Origin of the sequence: Burkholderia sp. LMU1-1-1.1 (assembly GCF_040675865.1) — a bacterium.
Taxonomy (GTDB): Bacteria; Pseudomonadota; Gammaproteobacteria; order Burkholderiales; family Burkholderiaceae_D; genus Rugamonas.
On the sequence record NZ_JBEGHG010000011.1, the window covers coordinates 18156 to 41546 of the forward strand.

Sequence of the window (23391 nt, forward strand, 5' to 3'; positions counted from 1 at the left end):
TTAATTGCCCAAACTGAGCAACGTGTCGAACAACTGGCTGGCCACCTGCATCACCTTGCCCGACGCCTGATAGGCCTGCTGGTAGCGTAACAGATTCGCCGCCTCCTCATCCAGGTTCACGCCGGACACGCTCTGCTGGGCGTTGGTGGCCTGGGCCACGGCGGCGTCGGCGGCGGCGCCGCCGATCTGCGCCTCGCGCGCCTTATTGCCGACATAGTTGACCATCTGCGCGTAGGTGGTCTGGAAGTTGGCGTTGCCGTTGTCCATCGTGTTCTTGGTCTGCAGCGCCGCCAGCAGGGCGCCGTTGCGGCTGTCGCCCACGCCGCTGGTGTTGGGGCCGACCGTGAATTTGTCCAGGTTGGCCGGCGTGCCGCTGATGGCCAGGTTGACGCCGCCGAAGCTGATCGACGCGCCGTCCGTGTACGGTATGCTCGGCGTGCCGGCCGGATACACGGTGGCCACGCCGTTGACCGTCACCGTCACGTCCTGTCCGGCCGGGAAGCCCGACAGCGAATTGCTGGCCTTGTCGAAGGTCAAGGTCACCGGCGCCGTCAGCGCGTTGCCCGGCGTCAGGTAGTTGGCGTCGACGGTGCCGGCCGTGATCTTGGCGTTGCCGGCGTTGGTGGTCGGCGCGGCGGTCGAGATCGGCGCGGCCAGCGCGATCTTGGTGCGGTCGTCGATGACGACGGCGAAATCCTTGGCGGCGTTGTAGGTCGGGCGCACCAGGAAGTTGTCGTTGGTGGCCGGCGTGCCGGTGATGGTGTAGGCCACGCCGTCGATCACCTGCGGCTCGGTCTGCGGGAACGGGTTGATCTGCGTGACCTGACCGTCGCTCAGGCGCTTGACGCTGAAATTGGTGCCGTCGAAATCGACGCTGTAGTCGCTCGCCGTCAAGGCGCTGGCGTCCTTCACCACGGCGGTGACGTTGGCGGTGCTGGTCGGCAGGTTGTTCGTATTGGAGCCGACGTAGGCGTTGATCGGGCCGAAGAAGGCGGTGCCGAGGGCCCCGTTCTGGTCCTGGCCCAGCTGGTGCTGGGCGTTGAAGCTGACGGCGATGGCGGCGGCCACCTGGCCCAGCGAATTTTGCGCGCGGTCCATGGCGCCGTTGCGGAACTCCAGCAGGCCGCCCAGCTGGCCGCCGGTCAGCACCCGGTCCGGCAGCGGGCTGAAGTTGCCGTTGTCGGTCACGTAGCCCACCGTCACGCGCGAGACGTCGGTCGGCGAGGTCGAGGTGCCCAGGGTGAAGGCCTTGTTGCCGACCACCAGCGGCTGGCCCGTGCCCATCTGCACGGTCAACGTGTTGTTGTCGCCCGGGATGACGCTGGTCTTGACCAGCTTGTTCAGTTCGGTCAGCAGCGCGTCGCGGTGGTCCAGCAGGTCGTTGGGCGCCTTGCCATCGGTGGTCAGCCCCGCGATGGTATTGTTGAGTTCGGCGATCTGGCGGGCGAAGGAATTGATCTCGCCGACGTTGGAGACGATCTGGCCGTTGACCCCCGAGGAGATCTCCGACAGGCGAGCGCTCATGCCCTGGAAGCGCGCCGCCAGCGACTCGGCGCTCGACAGCATGGCCTGGCGCGACGCCGCCGAGGCAGGATTGGACGTGGCGTCCTGGACGCCGTTGAAGAAGTCCTGCATCGCCGGCGACAGCCCGGCGGTCGGATCGGCCAACAGGTTGTCGATCTGGCTGATCTGCTTGTTATACACGTCGAGCGAGGCCTGGTTCGACTCGGCGTTGCGCAGCTGCGTGGCGAGGAAGTTGTCGTAGTACCGGCGCACGGCCGCCACCTCGGTGCCGGTGCCGACGAACCCGAAGCCCTTGTCCTGCGTCGGCGTATCGACCTGGATCGCCACCTGGCGGCTGTAACCGGTCACGCCGGCGTTGGTGATGTTGTTGCCGGTGGTCGCCAACCCCACCTGCGCTGCCAACAGACCGCTTTTGCCGATGCTCAGAAGACTCATGATGTTTTACTCTTAGTTATTATTGGTAACGGCGGCGCGCCGGAAAACTTGAATAGGCCGCTTGAGCGCGCCGGGCCGCCACCGGTCAGCCGGCCAGCGAGCGCGTGATAATGCTGGTCAATTTGGCCGCGTACTGCGGATCGGTGGCGTAGCCCGCCTGTTGCAGCCCCCGGGCGAAACTGCTGGCGTCGCCGCCGCTGGCGAGCACCTTCTCGTAGCGTGGGTTGTTCGACAACAATTTCGCGTAATCCTTGAAGCTGTCGGCGTAGCTGTCGTAGGCGCGGAATTTCTCGACCCGGGTCTGGGCCTTGCCGTTGACGTATTCGGTGGTGGTGGCGTCGACCGTCTTGCCCTTCCAGTCGCCGCCGGCCTTGATGCCGAACAGGTTGTGGCTGTTGGTGCCGTCGCGGGCCTTGATCTCGCGCTTGCCCCAGCCGCTCTCGAGCGCCGCCTGGCCCAGCATGAACTTGGCCGGGATGCCGGTGGCCAGGCTGGCCTCCTCGGCGTGCGACGACAGTTTTTCCTGGAAGCTGCGCACGTGCGGCGCCTGCGAGCCGCGGTTGCCGATCACGGTCGCCGGCACGGCGCTGTTGTCGTCAACCGAACCCGTTTTAGGGATGACGTTGGCCGCGCCGGCGCCGCCGGCAGCCGCGATGGCCTTTTGCAACTTGGCGTCCATCAGACTGGCCACGCCGCTGAAGCTGCCCGCGTTGGCGCCGCTGGCGTTGTCGCCGGCGCCGCCGATGGCCAGCGCCTTGGCGTCGGCGGTCTTGGTCAACTGGCGGATCAGCACGTCGGACAGGCCGATGCCCTTCTTGGCGATGTTCTGGCTGGTCTGCTGGTCGAGCATGGTGGTGAACATCTTGGTCTGCTCGCTGTTCATCATGCCGTCCTGCGGCGAGGCGTCGCGCATGCTCTTCATCATCATGTTGACGAACATCGCCTCGAACTGCGTGGACGCGGTTTTCAGCGACTCGGCGCCGCCGGCCTTGGCCGACTGGCGCAGCGCGCCCATGTCCTTGACGTCGAGGGCGAACTTGCTGCTCAGATCATTGGATGTCTTGGGACTGGTCATGGCGGGCTCCGCTTAAATAATTTCCAGCTCGGCGCGCAACGAGCCGGCGGCTTTCATGGCCTGCAGGATCGACAGCAGGTCCTGCGGCGTGGCGCCGATGGCGTTGAGGGCCTTGACCACCTCGGCCAGCGAGGCGCCGCCCTTGACCATCATGACCTTGCCGCCATCCTTCTTGATATCGACGGTCTGGTTGGGCGTGACGACGGTGCGGCCGCCGGCCAGCGCGTTGGGCTGGCTCACCTGCGGATCGGCGGTAACCGAGACTGACATATTCCCGTGGGAAATGGCGCACGTTTCGAGCGTCACGGCGCGGTTCATCACCACCGAGCCGGTGCGCGCGTTCATGATCACCTTGGCCGGCTGCTCGGCCGGATTGACTTGCATGTCCTGCAAGGTGCCGATGAAACTGACGCGCTGGTCGCTGCCGCTGGGCGACTGCACGCGGATCACGCGGCTGTCGAGCGCGTAGGCGATGCCGGCGCCGTATTTTTCGTTGATGGCCTCGACCACGCGGCTGGCGGTGGCGAAGTCGGCGGTGTTCAGTTCCAGCTTGATCTGGTTGCCCTCGCCCAGGTTGGAGGCGACGGCGCGCTCGACCGTTGCACCGGCGGAAATCTTGCCCACGCTAAGGTGGTTGACGGTCAGCGAGCTGCCGCCGGCGCCGCCGGCGGCGACGCCGACGCCGCCCACCAGCACGTTACCCTGGGCCATGCCGTAGACCTGGCCGTCGGCGCCCTTCAACGGCGTCATCAACAGGGTGCCGCCGCGCAGGCTCTTGGCGTTGCCCATCGACGAGACCGTGATGTCCAGCGTCTGGCCCGGCTGCGCGAACGGCGGCAAGGAGGCGGTGACCATGACGGCGGCGACGTTCTTCAATTGCAGCTGGGTGCCCTGCGGCAGGTTCACGCCCAGCTGCTGCAGCATCGACACCACGCTTTGCACGGTGAACGGGGTCTGCGTGGTCTGGTCGCCGCTGCCGTCGAGGCCGACGACGAGGCCGTAGCCGATCAGCTGATTCTGGCGCACGCCGGCGATGCTGGCCAGGTCGCGCAGGCGCTCGGCCTGGGCCGTCTGCACCAGCGACGCCAGCAGGATGAAGGCCAGCACGATCACCACCAGCTTGCACACTTTGGCGAGGCGGCGCGGGCCGTAAATCAGGTCGGAAGTGTTCACAGGGGAGCTCATTTTCGCCTCAGAACGGCAGCAGGCTTTGGAAGAAGCGCGAGGCCATCGAGGCCATTTCCGCGCGGTCGACCTGGCTGCTGGTACGGTATTCGACCTTGGCGTCGGCGACGGCGGTCGAGGCCACGGTGTTGCCGGTGGCGATGTTGTCGGGATTGATCATGCCGGAGAAACGGATGAATTCGACGCCCTTGTTCATGGCGACCTGTTTTTCGCCGGCCACGATCAGGTTGCCGTTCGACAGCACCTCGACCACGGTCACGCCCATGGTGCCGGTGAAGGCGTTGCTGGCGGTCTGGTTGTCGCCGTCGGCGTATTTGGTGTCGTTGCTGACGGCCAGCGGATTGCCGAAGGTCGATTGCAGCGGTTTGGGCAAGGCGATGCCGACGCTGCCGGATTTGTTGCCCGAGCTGGTGCCGGCCTTGTTGGCGGTGGTGCGTTCGGTGATGACCAGGGTCAGCACGTCGCCCACCTGGCGCGCGCGGCGGTCCTCGAAGATCGGCCGGAAGGCCGAGCCCTGGTAAATGGCGCCGTTGTTCGGCTTGGCGGCCAGTTGCTCGCTGTTGAGCGGGCGGGCGGACATCGGCATGCTGACGATCGACGTCGGCGTGCTCATGCAGCCGCTCAGGGCGGCGGCGATAACGAGGATGGAGATGGCGTGTTTCATGGTCTGCCCCTTACAGCTGCGCCAGCTTGGCCAGCATCTGGTCGGACGTGGTGATGGCCTTGGAATTGATTTCGTAGGCGCGCTGGTTCTGGATCATGTTGACCATCTCCTCGACCACGTTGACGTTGGACGTTTCGACAAAGCCCTGCAGGATCACGCCGGTGCCGTTGGTGCCCGGGGTGTTGGTTTGAGGATTGCCCGACGCGCCGGTCTCGACGTACAGGTTCTCGCCCTTCGATTCCAGCCCGGTCGGGTTGATGAAGGTCGACAACTGGATGCTGCCGATCTGCTGCGGCGCCACCTGGCCCGGCAGCGTGACCGAGACGGTGCCGTCGCGGCCGACGGTGATGCTTTGCGCGGTGATCGGGATGGTGATGGCCGGCTGCAGCACGAAGCCGCTGGAAGTGACCATCTGGCCGTTGTTGTCGCGCTGGAAGGAGCCGTCGCGGGTGTAGGCGGTGGTGCCGTCGGGCAGCAGCACGTTGAAGAAGCCGTTGCCGTTGACCATCAGGTCCTTGTCATTGCCGGTCGACTGGGGATTGCCCTGGGTGTGGACGCGCTCGATCGCGACGGGACGCACACCGGTACCGAGCTGCATGCCGGATGGGAGATTGGTCTGTTGCGACGATTGGCCGCCGGGCTGGCGGATGTTCTGGTACAGCAGGTCTTCGAAGACGGCGCGCGACTTCTTGAAACCGTTGGTGCTGACGTTGGCCAGATTGTTGGATGTGACGTCGAGCGCGGTCTGCTGCGCCTCCATGCCCGTCTTGGCGATCCAAAGTGAACGTATCATTTTCCTTCTCCCGTAGCATGGATGGGAGCGGCCAGAAGCGACAGCTACTCATCCCACACCACCATTATGCGGGAGAGGCGATCAACCCAAAGCGAGGATCTGGGTGGCTTTTGCGGCGTTATTCTCGGCGTTCTTCAAGAGGCTCATTTGCATCTCGAACTGCCTTGCCAGACTGATCATATTGACCATGGAATCGACCGGATTGACGTTGCTGCCCTCGACCGCGCCGTCGACCACGCGCACCAGCGGATCGTTCTGCGCCGGCGTGCCATCCTTCTGGCGGAACAGGCCGTCGTTGCCGCGCACCAGGCCCTTGGGGTCCGGATTGACCAGCTTGATGCGGCCCAAGGTGTTGGACGGGCCCGGCTGGTAGTCGGTCGAGACGGTGCTGACGGTGCCGTCGCCGGCGATCATCACCGTCACGTCCGGCGGAATGGCGATCGGGCCGCCGTCGCCGATCAGCGTCTGGCCGCCGGCGGTCTGCAGCAGGCCGTTTTCGCTCACCTTGAGGCTGCCGTTGCGGGTGTAGGCCTCGGAACCGTCCGGCGCCTGCACGGCGATCCAGCCCTGGTCGCGGATGGCGATGTCGAGCGGGCGGCCGGTGGTCTGGATCGGCCCGGCGCGCATGTCGGCGCCGACCGTCGAATCGACCACGAAGGCGCGCGTTTGCAAGCCCTCCGACACCACCGGCACGGCGCGGAAGCTGTCGAGCTGCGCGCGAAAGCCGGTGGTGTTGACGTTGGCCAGGTTGTTGGACGTGGTGGCTTGCTGCTCCAGCACGTGCCGCGCCCCGGTCATCGCGGTGTAGATCAGACGGTCCATGGCTCGCTCCCCTTATCGCCTCAGCATTAACGCAGATTGACCAGGGTCTGCATGATGCCGTCCTGGGTCTTGATCGTCTGCGCATTGGCCTGGTAGACGCGCTGCGCGGTGATCATGTTGACCAGTTCGGCCGTCAGGTCGACGTTCGAGGTTTCCACCGAGCTGGCGCGCAGCGAACCCATCGAACCGGCGTTGGGCACGCCCACTTGTGGAGGACCCGAGTTCGAACTTTCCGCCCAAGTGTTGTTGCCCAATGGAGTCAGGCCGTCGACGCTGGCGAAGTTGGCCATCGCGATCTGACCCATGGCGCGCGACTTGCCGTTGCTGTACTGGCCCAGGATCACGCCGTTCTCGTCGATCGCGTAACGCTGCCAGGTGCCGGCCGAATAGCCGTTCTGGGTCGAGCCCTGGTCGTTCGTAAGGCTGCTGTACTGGGTCATCTTGTCGAACGTGGTTTGTACCTCCATCGGCTGCTCGGCGCCGGTGTCCGGGAAGATCGGCAGTTTGATCGACACAGGCAGGGTTTGCGGCGGGTTCAGCGCTGCCATGGCGGTAGGGCTAAGTGCCCCGTTCCTGTCGAAGATCAGGGTTGTGGCCTTGACGGCCGGCACCAGGACGGCCGCGGCCAGTTTTTCGTTGATCTGGTCGGGGGTCATATCGTAGATCTCGCCATCGCTATTGGCATCCAGCTTGTCGGCAGCGGCTTGAATTGCCGCGACTTGCTCCGGCGTAGCGGCGGCCGGATCGGTATTGGCGGCCTCGATCATGGCGTCGCGCGCGGCAACCGCATAAGCGCCTGCGGCGGCGGCAATGGCAGTAGGATCCGGCGGCACGGTGCGCACGGCCTCAAGGTACGCATCGCGCGCTGCGATCGCGCCTGGATTGGTGTTGACCGAGGCGACCACGCCGGCCGTCACCACTTCCTTGTTGTCGGCGCCGGCGTAGACATCCCATGTATTGGCGCCGGTCTTGACATAGTACGTGGTCATGACGTGCGGCGTGCCCAGGCTGTCGTAGACGGGGAGCACGGTCTGCTTGTTGTAGGTTTCAGGATCGGCGGCGTTGAACGGGTTCTTAGTCGGCATCAATTCTTTGGAACTCAAGTTCAGCGAGAAGTTGGCGGTGGTGGTCTGCACTGGCTTCAGGTCGGACTTGTCCAGGGTCAGCGGCACCGGGGCGCCGAGCTGGATCACGCCGGCCGTGTTCGCCAGGTAACCGGTCAGCTGCGCGCCCTGGGCGTTGACCAGGGTGTGGGTGTTATCTTCGTGGAACTGGCCGTTGCGCGAGTACTGCACCGCGCCGTTGACCACCAGGCGGAAGAAGCCGCCGCCATTGATCGACACGTCCAGCGGGTTGTTGCTGCTCTCGATGTTCCCCTGGGTGAATTGCTGGGCGATCTTGGAAGTCGTCACACCGATACCGGCGTTGTTGCCGGAGACGCCGTTGAGCGAGTTGGCGTACAGGTCCGCAAACTGGGCTTGCGAACTCTTGAAGCCCACCGTGCTGGCGTTGGCGATGTTGTTGCCGATGACATCCAGCGATTTGGATGCGGCGTTCAGGCCGCTCAGTCCTTGTTGGAACATGGTATTCCCCTATGGTGTGAAGACTTACAAAACTTCCTTGATTTCAGCCATCGTGAAATGGCCGAGCGAGGTATTCAGTTTGACGCCGGCCGCGCCGGTCGACACGCTGGCGACCGCCGCCAACTGCAACTGGCTGGCGTCGGTGAGCGTCTTGCCGTTCGAGACGGCCTTGACGCTGAAGGTGTAGCTGCCCGCCGGCGCGGCGGTCTTGTCGTCCATGGTGCCGTCCCAGGTGATCGGGTAGGTGCCGACGTCGGCGTTTTTCATCGCCATGCTGCGCACCACCTTGCCGGTCTTGTCCATGATGCTGATGTCCACGGTCTCGGCCGGCGAGGCCAGGTCGATGCCGAACACGCTGCTGCTGGTCTTGACGCCGGCCGCGTCGGTGCTGGTGCTCAGTTCGATGCCCTTGCCGGCCACCAGCACGCCCTTGCCGATCAGGCTGACCGCGTTCATCGACTGCGCGCTGGCCTGGTCGGTGCGCAAGGACTCCAGCGTGGCGTTGACCTTGTTGATGCCGGTCACCGTCGACAGCTGGGCCAGCTGGCTGGTCATGGCCGCGTTGTCCATCGGGTTGAGCGGGTCCTGGTTCTTGAGCTGCGTGATCAGCAGCTTCATGAACTTGTCCTGGTCCGCGCCGATGTCGTTGTTCGCCGCCGTGCTACTGCTGGCGGTGTTGGTGGTGTTGAAGGTCGACGCCTTGGGCGTGTCGATGATGCCGCTGGTGGTGGCCATGGTTGGGCTCTCTGTGCGTGTGCTTGTTACTTGTTATTAGTTCTGACCGATGGTCAGCGTTTTCGCCAGCAGCGACTTGGCCGCGTTCATCGTCTCGACGTTGGTCTGGTACGAGCGCGACGCCGACAGCATGTTGACCATCTCGTCGACCACGTTGACGTTGGGCATGGTGACGTAGCCCTTGTCGTCGGCCATCGGATGCTTGGGGTCGTACATCTGTTTCATCGGCGACTGGTCCTCGACCACCTTGCGCACGCGCACACCGGTCGAATCGCCGGCGGCCGTCGGCGTGGCCTCGAACACCACCTGGCGGGCGCGGTAGGCTTCGCCGCTGGCGCTGGTGGCGCTGTCGGCATTGGCCAGGTTGGAGGCGACCACGTTGAGGCGCTGCGCCTGCGCGCTCATGGCCGAACCGGAGACATCGAAGATTTTAAATAGTGACATGATTAGTTCCCTGACTGGATCGCCGCCATCATCCCTTTGATCTGGGCGTTGATCATGGTGACGCCGGCCTCGTAACGGATGGCGTTGTCGGCGAACTGGTTGCGCTCGACGTCCATGTCGACCGTGTTGCCGTCGACGGCGCCCTGCACCACGCCGCGGTACAACAACGGCGTGCCGTCGGCCAGTGTTCCACCGGTTTGCTGGGGGTTGGGGAAATGCTTGGTGGCCGTGGTCTTGAGCGTGGCGTTCGCGCTCGGGCTGGCCTTGTCCAGCGCGGCCTTGAGCGCGCTGCCGAAATCGACGTCGCGGGCCTTGTAATTGGGCGTATCGGCGTTGGCGATGTTGGACGCCAACACCGTCTGCCGCTGCGAGCGCAGGCTCAGCGCGGCTTCGTTAAAGCGCATGTAATCGTCGAGTTTACCAAGCATGACAACCTCCGGATACCGCCCAAACAGTGGACGAACTTGTTATGACAGGATTCATCATACGTAGTTGCCTCAGTGAACCATCGACAGAGAAGCACCCGCTTTTCCGCGCTATTCAAGCTTTCAAGTCGGGCCCGCCGGACTATGATGGCAACATTGAAGGGGAAACCTACGCCATGACATCACGCCTGATCCAACCCATACAATCCGCCGCCCGGTTCGCCGCCATCGCCCTGCTGTCGGCGACGGCGGCGTCCGCGCAGGCCCAACAGACTCAGCAGGCCGGTCAACAAGCCCAGCCGCGCCAGGCCGCCTACCACGACCGCGCCGCCCTCAAGCGCACCGTGGAAGAGTTCCTGCAGGTGCAGACCGGCGGCCTGCCGGGCCAGGTGACGGTTGCCGTGGGCGCCATCGACCCGCGCATGAGCCTGGCCCCCTGCCCCGCGCCGCAAGCCTTCTTCATGCCAGGCGCGCGCGCCTGGGGCAAGACCACCGTCGGCGTGCGCTGTGCGACACCGTCGGCCTGGACGGTATATATTCAAGCCAGCGTGACCGTCATCGGCGAGTACGTCGCCAGCGCCGCGCCGCTGGCCCAGGGCCAGGCCATCGAGGCGGGCCAGTTGGTGATGCTCAAGGGCGATTTGACAATGTTGCCAGCAGGTATAGCCACAGACATCGGCCAGGTGGTCGGCCGCAGCAGCAATAGTTCACTGCCGCCGGGCACGCCGATGCGGATCGACACCCTGCGCACCAAGCCGGTGGTGCAGTCCGGACAGCTGGTGCGGCTGGTGTCGAGCGGCTCCGGTTTCAGCGTGTCGGCCGAGGCGCGCGCCATGGGCACGGCCGGTGACGGCCAGGTGGTACAAGTTAAAACTTCCGGTGGGCAACAAATCACCGGAATCGCCAAGGCAGGCGGACTGGTGGAGGTGGCGTTTTGAGCGAACGCCGGGTTCTGATGACGCGCAAGGCTAAAGTTTTCACAGCCGGCGCCGTTAATTACTCAGATCCCGGGGCTTTATGCCCCAACCAGAGAAGGATGATGCTGTGAAAATCAACGATACATTAAAGAACACGACCGGCTTGCCGGCGTCGAACGCAGCTCCAGCTCCGACCGCGCGCGGCGCGGACAAGGCTGCGCCGGCGCCGACCGCGACCAGCTCGGAAAGTGTGCGCCTGTCGCCCCAGGGCCAGGCCATGGCGGCCAGCGCTGCCGGCGCCGGCAGCGGCGTGTTCGACACCAAAAAAGTCGAGCGCATCAAGCTGGCCATCGCCGACGGCCAGTTCCAGGTCAACTCGGAAAAAGTAGCGGATGGCTTGCTGGATACAGTCAAGGATCTGCTGCACTCAAGAAAACGATAGGATAGTCATGTCAACCGTCACCCCGCTCAACAATCTGCGCGAAGAAGCGCAGATCATGGCTACGCTGCTGGAGCTGCTCAAACAGGAGCAGCAATTGCTGGTGACGGCGGAGATCGACGGCCTGCCGGCCGTCACGGCGAAAAAAACCGCGCTCATCGCGCAGATGACCTTGTTGTCGGCCCAGCGCCACCGCGCCCTGGGCAAGGCCGGTTTTCCGGCGCAGGAGTCGGGCATGGAGGACTGGATCGCCGCCAGCGCCGACGACCAGATCGCCCAGTCGTGGAAACTGCTGCTCGAGCACACGCGCGAGGCCAAGGAACTGAACCGCATCAACGGCATGTTGATCAACAAGCAGATGGGCCATACCCAGGGCGCGCTTCAGGCGCTGCAGCCCCTGTCTTCCGGCGCGAATAATTTCTATAGCGCCAGCGGGATGTCGAGCACGATTCCGCGTAGCCGCGGCTTTTTGGCCGGCTGACCTCCTTCCCTTTTTAGTACGGTTTTCTTGCGGCGCGCTTTCCGCCTGCGCCGCGTGGACGCGGGCATGGCCGATTACGCTTCGCTAATCCGCCCTACGTGTTTTAGAGTGTTTTTGATTATTGCGCCGGGGCCGGAGCCGGAACTGGTGTCGTTGGCAGTTCGGTGACCGTGTCGGGAATGCCCGACAGGATGGTGACGGCCACGCGGCGATTGCGCGCGCGGCCGATCGGATTGTCGTTGGGCGCCACCGGTACATTCGAGCTGAAGCCGACGGCCGTGAGCCGCGTCGGCGCCACGCCCGAGTCGATGAACAGGCGCACCACGCTGCTGGCGCGCACCGCCGACAATTCCCAGTTCGATGGATAGAGCGAAGTGCTGATCGGCAGATTGTCGGTGTGGCCCTCGACCTGCACGTTGTGGCTGTCGTCCTTGAGCAGCGCGGCGACCGCGCGCAGCGCCTCGACCGAGTCGGCCGTCAAGCGCGCCTCGGCCGGATCGAACAGCACGCTGGCGTTGATCTCGACGCTGACGCCGCGGCTGTTCTGCGTCACCCGCACCTTGCCCTCCTTGACCAGCGGCGCCAAGGTGGACAACAAGTCCTGCGCCAGCTTGGTCATCTGCTCTTTTTCCTTGCGCAGCATTTCGGTGCGGCGCTTCAGGCCCGGATTGGGGATGGGGAGGTTTTGCACCTGCGTGTTAATCGGTTCGGCCGAGCCGGCGCCGCCGAAGGCGTCGCCCAAGGCGTCGGAGAAAACCTTGTACTTGCCGATATTGACCGAGGAGATCGCGTACATCACGACGAAGAACGCAAACAGCAGCGTGATGAAGTCGGAGTAGGAAATCAGCCATCGCTCGTGGTTCTCCACTTCCTCGTCGAACTTCCTGCGCGCGCGCCGGTACCGGTATTGCATGTCAGTGCTCCCGCAGCAAGGTGGCGATGCGCTCGTCGATGACGCGCGTGTGGTCGCCGGTGGCGATGTCGTAGAACACGGCGGCGGCGATCTCCTGCTGGTGCACGGCTTGCGTGACGATGGCCTTGAGTTTGTTGGCCACCGGGTAGAAGAACAGGTTGGCCAGCCCGACCCCATAAATGGTCGAGACGAAGGCCACGGCGATGCCCGCGCCAAGCTTGCTCGGGTCGGTGAGGTTTTCCATCACGTGGATCAGGCCCAGGACGGCGCCCAGGATGCCGATCGTCGGCGAGTAGCCGGCCGCCGACTCCCAGATCCGCACCGCCTGGCGCTCCTCGGTCTCGTAGGCGGTGATCTCGGTGTCGAGCAGCTGGCGCAGCTTGTCCGGATTGATGCCGTCGACGATCAGCCGCAGGCCCTTGGTGTTGAATTTGTCCTTGGAGGCGAGCATGTAGCGCTCCAGCGACAGCAGGCCGTCGCGGCGCGCGGCCAGGTTCCAGGCGTTGATGTCGCGCGCCAGCGCGGCGCGCGTGTCCTTGGGTGGCGCGAACACCAGCCGCAGCATCTTCACGCCGCGCACGAAGGTGCGGAATTTGGTCTGCAGCAGCACGGCGCCGAAGGTGCCGATGACGACGATCGCGAAGGCGGCCGGCTGCAGCAGCGACGAGAGCTTGCCGCCCTCGATCGTCTGGCCGACGGCGATGCCGGCCAGCGCCAGCAGCACCCCGATTACACTGGCCCAGTCCACGACTTCTCCCTGAGCGAGGCGCGCAGGCGCGCGACGGCCTGCGTATGCAATTGCGATACGCGCGATTCCGACACGCCCATCACGGCGCCGATTTCTTTCAAGTTGAGCTCCTCTTCATAGTAAAGCCCCATCAGCATTTTCTCGCGCGGCGGCAGCGCGTCGATGGCGTCGATCACGGCCTGGCGGAAGTCGCCGTCGAGCAGCGAGCGCAGTGGGTCGCTCTCCTCGTCCGAGCAGTAGCGGTCGAGGAAGCTGTCGTTGCCGTCGTCGTCGTGGAAATCCTCGTAGTACACCAGCTGGTGGCCGCCGCCGTCGGACAGCATCTCCTGGTAGTCGGCCAGCGACAGCTTGAGCATCTTGGCCACCTCCGACTCGGTCGGCGGATGGCCCAGGCGCTGCTGCAGGGTGCTCATCGCCGTCTCGATCTTGCGCATGTTCTGGCGCATGGAACGCGGCAGCCAGTCGCTGTTGCGCAGTTCATCGAGCATGGCGCCGCGGATGCGCAGCACGGCATAGGTCTCGAACTGGGCGCCATGGGTTTCCTCATAGCGGCTGATGGCGTCGAGCAGGCCGATCATCCCGGCTTGCACCAGATCGTCGACTTCGACGCTGGGCGGCAGTTTCGCCTTCATGTGATGGGCAAGGCGCTTGACCAACGGCATATGCTCCGTCAGCAAAGAATTCTTGTCCGCTTTCCCTTTGACCGTGTACATAGCCTGATGTTTGTATTCTTATTTATAGTTCATTGATAGTTAGCTATGCGCCAAGATCTTCGCCACGCCGCTCCTTCCGCCCCTTCCCGCTCACAATGAACGTGCGACCGAAGGCGAACCGGCCAGCGCGAAGCGCCCCGCCAGTTGGCGGAACGCGACCGACGCGCCGGCCAGCGGAAAGGCGTCGACCACCGCGCGACCCAGGCGCGCGGCGCGCTGCAGGTATTCATCGGCCGGCACCGATCCCATCGAGACCAGGTTCACGGCCAGATAGCGGCTTGCCGCTTGCGCCATATTATCGTATACCACTTTTGCTTCCGATTCGGAAGCCCCGGTGACCAGAATTCCAAACGGGCGGCGGCCCAGTTCCTGGTTCAGGCGCTTGATCATGCTGTAGGCGGCCTTGATCGAGGTGGCGCTGTTCGACACCTGCACCACGATCTCTGAACTGGCCATGACCGGCACCGGGAAAGCCTCGCCGTCGAATTCACCGTCGACGATGACGATGCCGGTCTGCTTGACCAGCACATCGAAAGCCTTGGCCAGGCGGCGCGTTTCGTCCGGACCGCTGCGCATGGCGCCGCGTGTCATCGACGCCACAGCAAAACCCTGGGGCACCTGGTGGATCACCTGATTGAGCGCGCACTCCTGGCGCGCCACATTGAGCAGGCTGGCGCCGCCATCGACGCCGAGGCGCGTGGCCACGCCGTGCGCGCTGGCGCAAGCATCCATGATCAACACGTCGTTGCCGGCGCGGGCCAGCGAGGCGCCCAGGTTGACCAGCATGGCGCCCTTGTCGTCCTGCGGCGTGGCCGACAGGAAGGTGACGATGCGGGGCTTGGGCCCCGCCAGCATGCGGCGCAGTCCCTCCGCCTGGTCGAAATCGAAATTAGCCAAGGTGCACCTCGCGCATGGACTGGTCGTTGGTGGCGTTGGACATCAGCATCGGCAACTCGGCATCGAGGTATTGGGTGTTGACGGCGTCGCGTTTCAATTTGAAAGCCCGGTCGATCAGGTAGGCCGGATCGGCCAGGTGCAGGTCTTCCGGCACGCGCTGGCCGTTCGAAACGTAGAACAGGTTGAGCTTCTGGCGGATGACGACATCGAGCACGTTGCCGATCGCCGCCGCCTCATCGAGTTTGGTCATGATGCAGCCGGCCAGGCCGCTGCCCTGGTAGGCGCGCACCACTTCGTTGAGCGTCTCCTGGGTGGCGGTGGCGTTGAGGCACAGCAGGCGCTTGACGTCGGAGCCGGCGCCCTGCAGCATCGAGACCTGCTCGGTGACCATCTGGTCGCGCTGGCTCACGCCGACGGTGTCGATCAACACGGTGTGCTTGTTGCGCAGTTCCTTGAGGGCGATGCGCAGGTCGGCTTCGTCCTTCACCGAGTGCACCATCACGCCGAGGATCTTGCCGTAGATGCGCAGCTGTTCGTGGGCGCCGATACGATAGGCGTCGGTGGTGATCAGGGCCAGCTTGTCCGGGCCGTGGCGCATCACGCAGCGCGCGGCCAGCTTGGCGGTGCTGGTGGTCTTGCCGACGCCGGTCGGGCCGACCAGCGCGAACACGCCGCCCTGGTCGATCAACGCGTCCTCGTTGGCCATCGCCGACAGGTTGCGGGTCAGGACCGTTTTAATCCAGCGCATGCTGTCGGCGGCGTCGCGGTCGGCCGGCAGTTTTTCGATCAGGTAGCGCGCCAGGCTGGCCGAGAAGCCGGCGGCCAGCATTTCGCGCAGCACGGCGGCCTTCTGCGGTTCGCGCGCTTGCGTGCTGCCCCAGGCGATTTCGGCCAGCTGGGTTTCCATCATGCCGCGCATGGCGCGGATCTCGCCCATCATCACTTGCATCTCGGCCGCGGCGTTCTGTTTGGCGCTGGCGACGGCCGAGGCGACCATCGCGGTGATCTGGTCGACGTCGAGCGACGCGGCACGGGGCTGGGCCGGCGCCGATGGCGCGGCGGCCGCGGCGGCGGTCTTGCTGGCGTATGACGAGGGCGAGGCGACGACGCGGCGCACCGGTTGCGCGGGCATCTCGGCGGCCATGTTTTCAAAGCGTGGTTCCATGCGCTGCTCGACGCGGCCGGGCGGCAGGCCCAGGCCCAGGTCCAGCGACGGCGCCGGCTCGGCCATCGGCGAATGCGGCGCCGGCGACGACAGCGACGCGGCGTCGTCGTTGGCCAGCGCGAGGATTTCGACGCCGCCGTCGGACTGGCGGTTCGACAGAATCACGGCATCCGGGCCGAGCGATTCGCGCACCTTGCGCAGCGCCTCGCGGGAGGTCGGCGCGCTGAATTTTTTGACGTTCATGGCTGGCTCCCCGGGGACTGGGTGGCGCGTGCTTGCGAGGTTAGTGTGGCCATCATCGACTCCTGTAGCTTGAGTAGCGCGCCTTCCGGACGAGACGCTTTTCTACTCGGACAGTGCCATTATTGACGATGCACTTAGGAAACGATCCGCTGAACAAGGGCGGAAAGGGGCCGCATTTCACCCCGGCTGCGGGGATTGCCTATTTATCAGCAAATACCTCGGACAAGCTGTGGGCACCGAGCACGTTTTTGCTCCACGCCGTAAGCTGGTCGACATCGGCCACTGTGAGGATGGCGTTGCTCATCGCGTCGAGCTTACCGAAGCGCTCGGTTAGCAAAATCGTCAGCAATTCAAGCAGCGCTTCTCGGCGCCCTTCTTGCCGTCCTTCTTGCCGTCCTTCTTGCCGTCCTTCTTGCCGCCCTTTTTGCCGTCCTTCTTCGAGTCCCTTCCGCCATCCCAACTCCTCGCCTTTTTTCATGCCGATTTCCATACCGATGCGTTCTATCGAAGACAGATAAGTCATGGCATTCCTCCTTTCCCATTGCACTATGCCCTCATGCAATCGGGCATCCAATTCCTTCGGCAACGACATGATCCAATCGATCACGCGATACAGGTTAATAATACGCTGGCGATCCCAGTTTCGCTGATACAGTTGTTTGGTCAAGCGCCATTTGGCGATGCGTCGTCGGTGCGCGTTGCCCTTGGTTTTCTGCGTAAGCAAATGCGCAACAGTGACCAGCGCGAACGGGTTATCCAGCTCGAGCAATTCGTCCACGCGGTCGGCGTAATCCTGGAGCTTGACGATAGGGAAATCGATGCGCATCTCGCAACCGAACAGCTTGTAAGCGAAGGCGCAGGGGCGCCAGCGGCGGCTGGCATCCGTTAGCAGCGCCAGGCTGGCCACCGGCCGCCGGTAACGGTCGTAGACGCGATAGTTGTAGACGAAAATGCGCTCGGCGAAATCCTTGCCGCGGCGCCCCTGCACTTCCAGATGGACCAATACCCATTGCTCACCACCGGTATGCAAATGAACGCGCACCAGCTTGTCCAGCACGCGTCTGCCGAGCTCGGCATCGCGGGTCAGCGCGGCGAATTCCTGGTCGAGAAAATCGTGCGGCCGCGACCAGTCGATCGCGGCGTGCGCTTGCGGAAAATAGAAGGCCATGAACTCGGGGAAGTGGTGCGTGACCACTTCCTTCCACGGCGTGTCGAAATCGTCGTCCATGCGGCCAGTCTAGGCCGCCCGCATCGACGCGACCGCGACGGGATCAATCCGGCGCGGGGTCTCTCAGGTTGAGATCACTGCTGCCCCACCAACGCCGTCACGCGGATGGTTTTAGTTTCCGGAATCTCCGCATGCGACAGCACCTTCAACTGCGGCAAGGCGCGGCGCAGGAAACGCGACAGCAAGGCCCGCAGCGGCCCCGGCACCAGCAGCACCGGCGTCAGCCCCAGCGCCTCCTGCTGCTGCGCCGCCTGCTGGGCCTGCTGGGCGATGGTGTCGGCCAGGCCCGGCTCGATGCCCGCGCCATCCGGCCCGCTGGCCGCCAGCGCCTGCATCAGCAAGCGTTCCAGGCGGTTATCCAAGGTCATCACCGACAGCTCGGACGCGCCCGGGAACAACTGCTGCACGATGGCCCGGCCCAGCGAGATGCGCACCAGCGCCGTCAAATCGTTCGGGTCCTGCGTGTGCACGGCGTGCTCGGCCAAGGTCTCGATCACCGAGCGCATGTCACGGATGTGCACGCCTTCCATCAGCAGGTTCTGCAGCACCTTCTGCAGGGTCGACAGCGACACCATCTTCGGCACCAGGTCCTCCACCAGCTTGGGCGCCTCCTTGCCCAGGTGGTCGAGCAGCGACTGCACCTCGGCGCGGCCCAGCAACTCGGACGCATGGGTCGTGATCAAATGGTTCAGATGGGTGGCCACGACGGTGCCGGCGTCGACCACCGTATAACCCATGCCCTGCGCCTGGTCGCGCAGGCCGGCGTCGATCCACGTGGCCGGCAGGCCGAAGGCCGGATCGGTGGTCACCAGCCCCTGCAGGGTACCGCTGGCCATGCCGGGATTGATCGCCAGGAACTGGCCGTTGAAGGCCTCGCCCGCGCCGACCTCCACGCCCTTGAGCGTGATGCGGTAGGCCGACGGCTTGAGTTCCAGGTTGTCGCGGATGTGCACCGGCGGCGCCAGGAAACCGACCTCCTGCGCGAACTTCTTGCGGATGCCCTTGATGCGCTTGAGCAGCTCGCCGCCCTGGGTCTTGTCCACCAGCGGAATCAGGCGGTAGCCCACTTCCAGGCCCAATGTATCGACCGGCATGATGTCCTGCCAGCTGGCTTCTTCCTGCTCGGGCGCGGCGGCGGGCGCCGCGGCCTCGGCTGCGGCGGCCTCGGCGGCAGCCCCGCCGCCGGCCTTGGCGCGCTTGCTCATCAGGTAGGCCGAGCCGGCCAGCACGCCGGCCAGCAGCAGGAACACCAGGTTCGGCATGCCCGGAATGATGCCCATGCCGCCGATGATGGCGGCGGTGATGTACAGCACCTGCGGCTTGGCGAACAGCTGGCCCACCATCTGGGTGCCGATGTCCTCGTCGCTGGCCACGCGCGAGACCACGATACCGGCCGCCACCGAGATGATCAGCGACGGGATCTGCGCCACCAGGCCGTCGCCGATGGCCAGCAGGGTGTAGAGCTTGATCGCCTCGCCGAACGCGAGCTCGTGCTGGATCACGCCGACCAGCAGGCCGCCGATCACGTTGATCACCGTGACCAGGATACCGGCGATCGCATCGCCGCGCACATACTTGCTGGCGCCGTCCATCGCGCCGTAGAACTCGGCCTCCTGCGACACTTCGCTGCGGCGCTTGCGCGCGTCGGCCTCGCCGATCAGGCCGGCGTTGAGGTCGGCGTCGATCGCCATCTGCTTGCCCGGCATCGCGTCGAGCGCGAAACGGGCGCCCACTTCGGCGATACGGCCGGCGCCCTTGGTCACGACGGTGAAGTTGATAATGGTCAGGATGATGAACACCACCAGGCCGACCGTGTAGTTACCGCCGATCAGGAAGTGGCCGAAAGCCTCGATCACCTTGCCGGCCGCGTCGGGGCCGGTGTGGCCCTCGGTCAGCACCACGCGGGTCGAGGCCACGTTCAGCGACAGCCGCAACATGGTCGACACCAGCAGGACGGTCGGGAAGGCCATGAAGTCGAGCGGCTTGACCGTGTACAGGCTGGTCAGCAGCACGATCACCGCCAGCGCGATGTTGAAGCTGAAGAAGATGTCGAGCACGAACGCCGGCAGCGGCAGCACCATCATCCCCAGCAGCATGATGATCAGGATAGGCGCGGCCAGGCTCGACTTGTTCTTGCTGTTGGCGATGCCCTGCAACCATGGCGGCAGGTTGATGTTGCTCAGTGCGTTCATGCGGAAACTCCGTTATTCGAATCTGGTTTCTTGCCGTGCTTGGGGATGTAGGCCGGGTTCAGCGGATCGAGCTCGGGCGGCACGTCCAGCGTCTTCGGCACGTCCGGACGGTTGCCGCCGCCCTTGCTGAACAGGCGCAGCTGGAAGACGTAGGCCAGCACCTCGGCCACGGCCGCGTACAGCTGCTCGGGAATCTCGTCGCCGATCTCGGTGTGCTTGTACAGCGCGCGCGCCAGCGCCGGCGCCTCCAGCAAGGTGACCTTGCTGTCCTTGGCGATCTCGCGGATCTTGGCGGCCACCTCGTCGGTGCCCTTGGCCACCACCTTCGGCGCGCCGCGCATGCCGTCGCTGTACTTGAGCGCGACCGCGTAGTGGGTCGGGTTGGTCACCACCACGTCGGCGGTCGGCACGTCGGCCATCATGCGGCGCTTGGCCATCTCGCGCTGCAACTGGCGGATCTTGGCCTTGATTTGCGGGTTGCCGTCGGACTCCTTCGATTCCTGGATCATTTCCTGGCGGGTCATCTTCAGCTTGTTGGCGTAATGCCACATCTGGTAGGGCCCGTCGATGGCGGCGATCAGGCCGAGCGCGCCGACGATGAACAGGAAGCTGCTGCCGAGCATATTGATCAAGTGGACGGTCCCCAGCTTGAGCGGCTCGACCGCCAGGCCGATCACCGCGTCCTTCTGCTTCATCACCACCATATACGCGACCACGCCGACCACCAGCGCCTTGGCGATGGCCTTGAACAGTTCGACCAGCGCGTTCTTGGAGAACATGTTGCCGATGCCGGTGATGGGGTTGAGCTTGCTGAACTTGGGCATGAAGGCCTTGCCGCTGAACAGCCAGCCGCCCACCAGCAGCGGCGAGGCCAGCGCGACGATCATCACGGCCACGCCCAGCGGCAGGCAGGCGATCATCACCCGCACCACGTCGACCAGGATGCGGTTGATCAGCACATCGGGGTCGAAGATTTGCTCCTGGCTCAGGGTCAGCCCGGACACCAGGGCGGAATTGAGTTGTCGTATCAGACCGTCGCCGGTCAGCCACAGGCCGGCGCCGGCGGCCATCAGCACCGTAAACGTGGCCACTTCCCGCGATCGGGGAACGTCGCCTTCCTCGCGCGCCTGCTCGAGGCGCTTCGCTGACGCGGGTTCGGTCTTTTCTGCGTCGCTATCTTCTGACATGGTCGTCTGCCGCGTGGTTCATTTCGATGTTGCCATTATCGAGTGCGGCAGGACAAGACCATCGGTGGAATACGGCGGTATTTCAGTGCTTGCTCACTGATTCCGCACGGCAATTATCAGATTGGCTAGCTTGCTTTCTGGACGAGCTTCTGGTCGATGGCGCCGAACACCGACTTGCCGTCGCGGTCGAGCATCTCGATGCGGATGGTGTCGCCGAAGGCCATGAACGGCGTGACAGGCCCGCCGCCGGCGATCATTTCCAGCGCGCGCTGCTCGGCGATGCAGGAATAGCCGCGCTTGGCGTCCTTGTTGGACACCGTGCCCGAGCCGACGATGGTACCGGCCCGCACATTGCGCGTCGCCGCCAGGTGGGCGATCAGTTTCGGGAAGTTGAACACCATGTCGACGCCGGCGTGCGGCTGGCCGACCAGCTTGCCGTTCCACGTCGAGCGCAGCGGCAAGTGCACCTTGCCGCCCTTCCAGGCGTCGTCGAGCTCGTCCGGCGTGACCGCCACCGGCGAAAAGCTGGTGGCCGGCTTGCTTTGCAAAAAGCCGAAACCCTTGGCCAGTTCCTCCGGAATCAGGTTGCGCAACGACACGTCGTTGGCCAGCATCAGCAGCCGGATACGCTGGTGCGCCTGGTCCGGTGTCGCCCCCATGGGCACATCGTCGGTGATCACGGCCACTTCCGCTTCGAAATCGATGCCCCACTGCTCGTGGAACAGTTCGATGTCGTCGGTCGGACCGAGCAGGTCGTCGCTGCCGCCCTGGTACATCAATGGCTCGTCCCAGAACGAGGCCGGCATCTCGGCACCGCGCGCCTTGCGTACCAGCTCGACATGATTGACGTAGGCCGAGCCGTCGGCCCACTGGAAGGCGCGCGGCAGCGGCGCCATGCAGTTGGCCGGCTCGAACTCGAAGGCGCGGCGGGCGCGTCCCTGGTTCAGATCCTGGTAGATCGCCTCCAGTTGCGGGGCGATGAAGGTCCAGTCGTCGAGCGCGCGCTGCAGGCTGCGCGCCACGCCATCGGCCAGCTGCGCCGTTTTGAGGTCGCGCGAAACGACGGCCAGTTGGCCGTCGCGGGTGCCGTCCTTCAAGGTGGCGAGCTTCATGGCGCCGACGCGGGCGTGGCGGCGGGGGCCGGCGAAGGCGCCAACAGCGCCAGCTGTTCGGCCGTCAGATAGCACCACTCGCCTTCTGCGATGCCGAGCGATTCCAGGGTCAGGCCGCCGATGGCCGAACGGTGCAGCGCGCTGCAATGGTTGCCGGCGGCGGCCAGCATGCGCTTGACCTGATGGTATTTACCCTGCTCGAGCACGATCTCGAGCAGATGCTCGCCGCGGCGGACGCAGGTTTGCGCCGCCAGCGGCGCCGGCTCGTCGTGCAATTGCACGCCGGCCAGCAATTGCGCCACCAGTTCGTCGCTGACCGGGTCTTGTGTGGTGGCTTGGTAAATCTTGGGAACATGCCGCTTCGGCGACGATTGTGCATGGATAAACGGGCCATCGTCGGACATCAGCAACATGCCGGTGGTGTCGTGGTCGAGCCTGCCGACCGGCTGCACGTCGCGCCAGGTGAATTGCTCGGGCAGCAAGGTCAGCACGCCGGGGTGGTGGCTGGGCTTGCGCGAACACTCGAAATTGGCCGGCTTATGCAGGGCGATGTATAAATGCTCGCGGTATACCCACTCTTCATCGAAGATGGTCAACACCAGGCCATCGGTCTCGATGCTGGCTTTATAGTTGTCGTGCACGACGCCGTTGATGCTCACTTCGCCATCCTCGATGAGGGAGCGGCAGTACTTGCGGGTGCCATAACCCTGCGATTGCAGGATGCGGTCCAGGGATAGTTTACTCATGGGCCGGATTTTACAGGATGCGCCAGATAGCGGGAAGGTAGCGTCCGCGCCACAGTGCAATGTCCAGGACACTCCATTTATTGATCCACATCAAGTGCTTCGGAGATTGAATCGGTAGACTCAAAACCTCATTAGGAATCCGCCTAGTGGACTAGGAAATACTCAGCAGGACGACAACATGACTACCGTACGCAACGTCAACCCGGCGGCACAGGAGCAGGCCGCCATGCACCGAACCGAACTGCTGCTGGCGCGCTGCCGCAACTGTACCCTTCCCCGCGCACTGGCGGCAGGCCCCCTGTCCCGCTGGCATGAGCAGCGCCAGGCCCATTTTCTCGCCTGGCTCGAAGCCGGCGGCTTCGCGCAATCCGATCCGGAGCGCCATCAGCCGGAGCGGGAGCGGGCCGCACACGCGCTGCGCGACGGCGGCCCGGCGGCGGATCCGCACGCCGACGCCGACCCGGCGATGCTGCGCCCAATAGAAAACAGCGGCATTGCGCCGCTGTTTTCAGTCCCATGAAGGGACTCTGACGAGGAATCGAAATTCTCTCAAATCCGCATCCATGATGCGGTTTAAGTAGTTCAATCACACTGTATCAAGATCTGCTGACAACGAGATAAACTGTTTATATCGGCCTCCCTTGGAAAGAACTACCCCCTTACTATAGTCCACCAAGGTGGATATGCAAGCCGAAATAAGACCGGATTGTTAATGTTTATCGCCT

Annotated in this window: 24 protein-coding genes; 4 read left to right on the top strand and 20 right to left on the bottom strand. The window is 64.4% G+C overall.

Translation table 11 applies throughout. The features are described from left to right. The 10 genes from flgK to flgB form a co-directional block, all read right to left on the bottom strand. On the bottom strand, positions 1–1959 hold the full coding sequence (gene flgK / locus MRBLMU1_RS11160) for a flagellar hook-associated protein FlgK (protein WP_363501018.1): 1959 nt from the start codon (positions 1957–1959) through the stop codon (positions 1–3). 85 nt (positions 1960–2044) lie between these two features. Continuing rightward, the gene (flgJ, locus tag MRBLMU1_RS11165) at positions 2045–3034 is read right to left on the bottom strand and encodes a flagellar assembly peptidoglycan hydrolase FlgJ (protein ID WP_363501021.1); all 990 of its coding nucleotides are present in this window, start codon (positions 3032–3034) and stop codon (positions 2045–2047) included. Positions 3035–3046: 12 nt separating this feature from the next. Then, positions 3047–4219 (bottom strand): flagellar basal body P-ring protein FlgI, encoded by a 1173-nt coding sequence (locus MRBLMU1_RS11170; protein ID WP_363501024.1) that lies wholly within the window; start codon positions 4217–4219, stop codon positions 3047–3049. A 7-nt stretch (positions 4220–4226) separates the two neighbouring features. Further along, positions 4227–4883 (bottom strand): flagellar basal body L-ring protein FlgH, encoded by a 657-nt coding sequence (locus MRBLMU1_RS11175; RefSeq protein WP_363501027.1) that lies wholly within the window; start codon positions 4881–4883, stop codon positions 4227–4229. Positions 4884–4893: 10 nt separating this feature from the next. After that, entirely contained in the window at positions 4894–5676 is a 783-nt protein-coding gene (gene flgG, locus MRBLMU1_RS11180) for a flagellar basal-body rod protein FlgG (protein WP_090322427.1), read from the bottom strand. Between the two features lie 81 nt (positions 5677–5757). After that, positions 5758–6498, bottom strand: a complete 741-nt coding sequence (flgF, locus tag MRBLMU1_RS11185) for a flagellar basal-body rod protein FlgF (protein WP_363501032.1) — start codon at positions 6496–6498, stop codon at positions 5758–5760. Between the two features lie 26 nt (positions 6499–6524). After that, positions 6525–8081, bottom strand: coding sequence for a flagellar hook protein FlgE (locus MRBLMU1_RS11190; RefSeq protein ID WP_363501035.1), 1557 nt, complete (start codon positions 8079–8081; stop codon positions 6525–6527). 24 nt (positions 8082–8105) lie between these two features. Next, a complete protein-coding gene (locus MRBLMU1_RS11195) occupies positions 8106–8816 on the bottom strand; it encodes a flagellar hook assembly protein FlgD (protein ID WP_363501039.1) in 711 nt (236 codons plus the stop codon). A 36-nt stretch (positions 8817–8852) separates the two neighbouring features. After that, entirely contained in the window at positions 8853–9260 is a 408-nt protein-coding gene (flgC, locus tag MRBLMU1_RS11200; protein WP_363501042.1) for a flagellar basal body rod protein FlgC, read from the bottom strand. Positions 9261–9262: 2 nt separating this feature from the next. Then, positions 9263–9688, bottom strand: coding sequence for a flagellar basal body rod protein FlgB (gene flgB, locus MRBLMU1_RS11205; RefSeq protein ID WP_363501045.1), 426 nt, complete (start codon positions 9686–9688; stop codon positions 9263–9265). Positions 9689–9861: 173 nt separating this feature from the next. Between flgB and flgA the strand changes: the two genes are divergently transcribed. The 3 genes from flgA to MRBLMU1_RS11220 all read left to right on the top strand — a co-directional run bounded on the left by flgA (position 9862) and on the right by MRBLMU1_RS11220 (position 11522). Beyond that, on the top strand, positions 9862–10623 hold the full coding sequence (gene flgA, locus MRBLMU1_RS11210; RefSeq protein WP_363501048.1) for a flagellar basal body P-ring formation chaperone FlgA: 762 nt from the start codon (positions 9862–9864) through the stop codon (positions 10621–10623). A 106-nt stretch (positions 10624–10729) separates the two neighbouring features. Next, complete coding sequence (gene flgM / locus MRBLMU1_RS11215) at positions 10730–11044, top strand: flagellar biosynthesis anti-sigma factor FlgM (RefSeq protein ID WP_363501051.1); 315 nt, start codon at positions 10730–10732, stop codon at positions 11042–11044. A gap of 7 nt (positions 11045–11051) precedes the next feature. Next, positions 11052–11522, top strand: coding sequence for a flagella synthesis protein FlgN (locus MRBLMU1_RS11220; RefSeq protein ID WP_363501054.1), 471 nt, complete (start codon positions 11052–11054; stop codon positions 11520–11522). 118 nt (positions 11523–11640) lie between these two features. Here the strand turns inward: MRBLMU1_RS11220 and motD are convergent, their stop codons facing one another. The 10 genes from motD to MRBLMU1_RS11270 all read right to left on the bottom strand — a co-directional run bounded on the left by motD (position 11641) and on the right by MRBLMU1_RS11270 (position 22666). Continuing rightward, positions 11641–12435 (bottom strand): flagellar motor protein MotD, encoded by a 795-nt coding sequence (gene motD, locus MRBLMU1_RS11225; RefSeq protein WP_363501057.1) that lies wholly within the window; start codon positions 12433–12435, stop codon positions 11641–11643. A gap of 1 nt (position 12436) precedes the next feature. After that, the gene (locus MRBLMU1_RS11230; protein WP_363501060.1) at positions 12437–13183 is read right to left on the bottom strand and encodes a flagellar motor protein; all 747 of its coding nucleotides are present in this window, start codon (positions 13181–13183) and stop codon (positions 12437–12439) included. Further along, entirely contained in the window at positions 13165–13896 is a 732-nt protein-coding gene (locus MRBLMU1_RS11235; RefSeq protein ID WP_315218699.1) for an RNA polymerase sigma factor FliA, read from the bottom strand. Before MRBLMU1_RS11235 ends, MRBLMU1_RS11230 begins: the two co-directional genes overlap by 19 nt. Positions 13897–13986: 90 nt before the next feature. Next, entirely contained in the window at positions 13987–14793 is an 807-nt protein-coding gene (locus tag MRBLMU1_RS11240) for a MinD/ParA family ATP-binding protein (RefSeq protein WP_363501064.1), read from the bottom strand. Continuing rightward, a complete protein-coding gene (flhF, locus tag MRBLMU1_RS11245) occupies positions 14786–16201 on the bottom strand; it encodes a flagellar biosynthesis protein FlhF (protein WP_363501067.1) in 1416 nt (471 codons plus the stop codon). Before flhF ends, MRBLMU1_RS11240 begins: the two co-directional genes overlap by 8 nt. Positions 16202–16400: 199 nt before the next feature. Next, the gene (locus MRBLMU1_RS11250; RefSeq protein ID WP_363501070.1) at positions 16401–17429 is read right to left on the bottom strand and encodes a DUF4351 domain-containing protein; all 1029 of its coding nucleotides are present in this window, start codon (positions 17427–17429) and stop codon (positions 16401–16403) included. A 74-nt stretch (positions 17430–17503) separates the two neighbouring features. Beyond that, a complete protein-coding gene (gene flhA, locus MRBLMU1_RS11255; protein WP_363501073.1) occupies positions 17504–19621 on the bottom strand; it encodes a flagellar biosynthesis protein FlhA in 2118 nt (705 codons plus the stop codon). Then, the gene (flhB, locus tag MRBLMU1_RS11260; protein WP_363501076.1) at positions 19618–20808 is read right to left on the bottom strand and encodes a flagellar biosynthesis protein FlhB; all 1191 of its coding nucleotides are present in this window, start codon (positions 20806–20808) and stop codon (positions 19618–19620) included. The genes flhA and flhB overlap by 4 nt, the downstream gene beginning before the upstream one ends. 125 nt (positions 20809–20933) lie before the next feature. Beyond that, the gene (locus MRBLMU1_RS11265) at positions 20934–21920 is read right to left on the bottom strand and encodes a fumarylacetoacetate hydrolase family protein (protein WP_363501079.1); all 987 of its coding nucleotides are present in this window, start codon (positions 21918–21920) and stop codon (positions 20934–20936) included. After that, positions 21917–22666 (bottom strand): pseudouridine synthase, encoded by a 750-nt coding sequence (locus MRBLMU1_RS11270; RefSeq protein WP_363501082.1) that lies wholly within the window; start codon positions 22664–22666, stop codon positions 21917–21919. Before MRBLMU1_RS11270 ends, MRBLMU1_RS11265 begins: the two co-directional genes overlap by 4 nt. 178 nt (positions 22667–22844) lie before the next feature. Between MRBLMU1_RS11270 and MRBLMU1_RS11275 the strand changes: the two genes are divergently transcribed. Beyond that, positions 22845–23186, top strand: coding sequence for a hypothetical protein (locus tag MRBLMU1_RS11275; protein WP_363501085.1), 342 nt, complete (start codon positions 22845–22847; stop codon positions 23184–23186). Positions 23187–23391 lie beyond the last annotated feature (205 nt).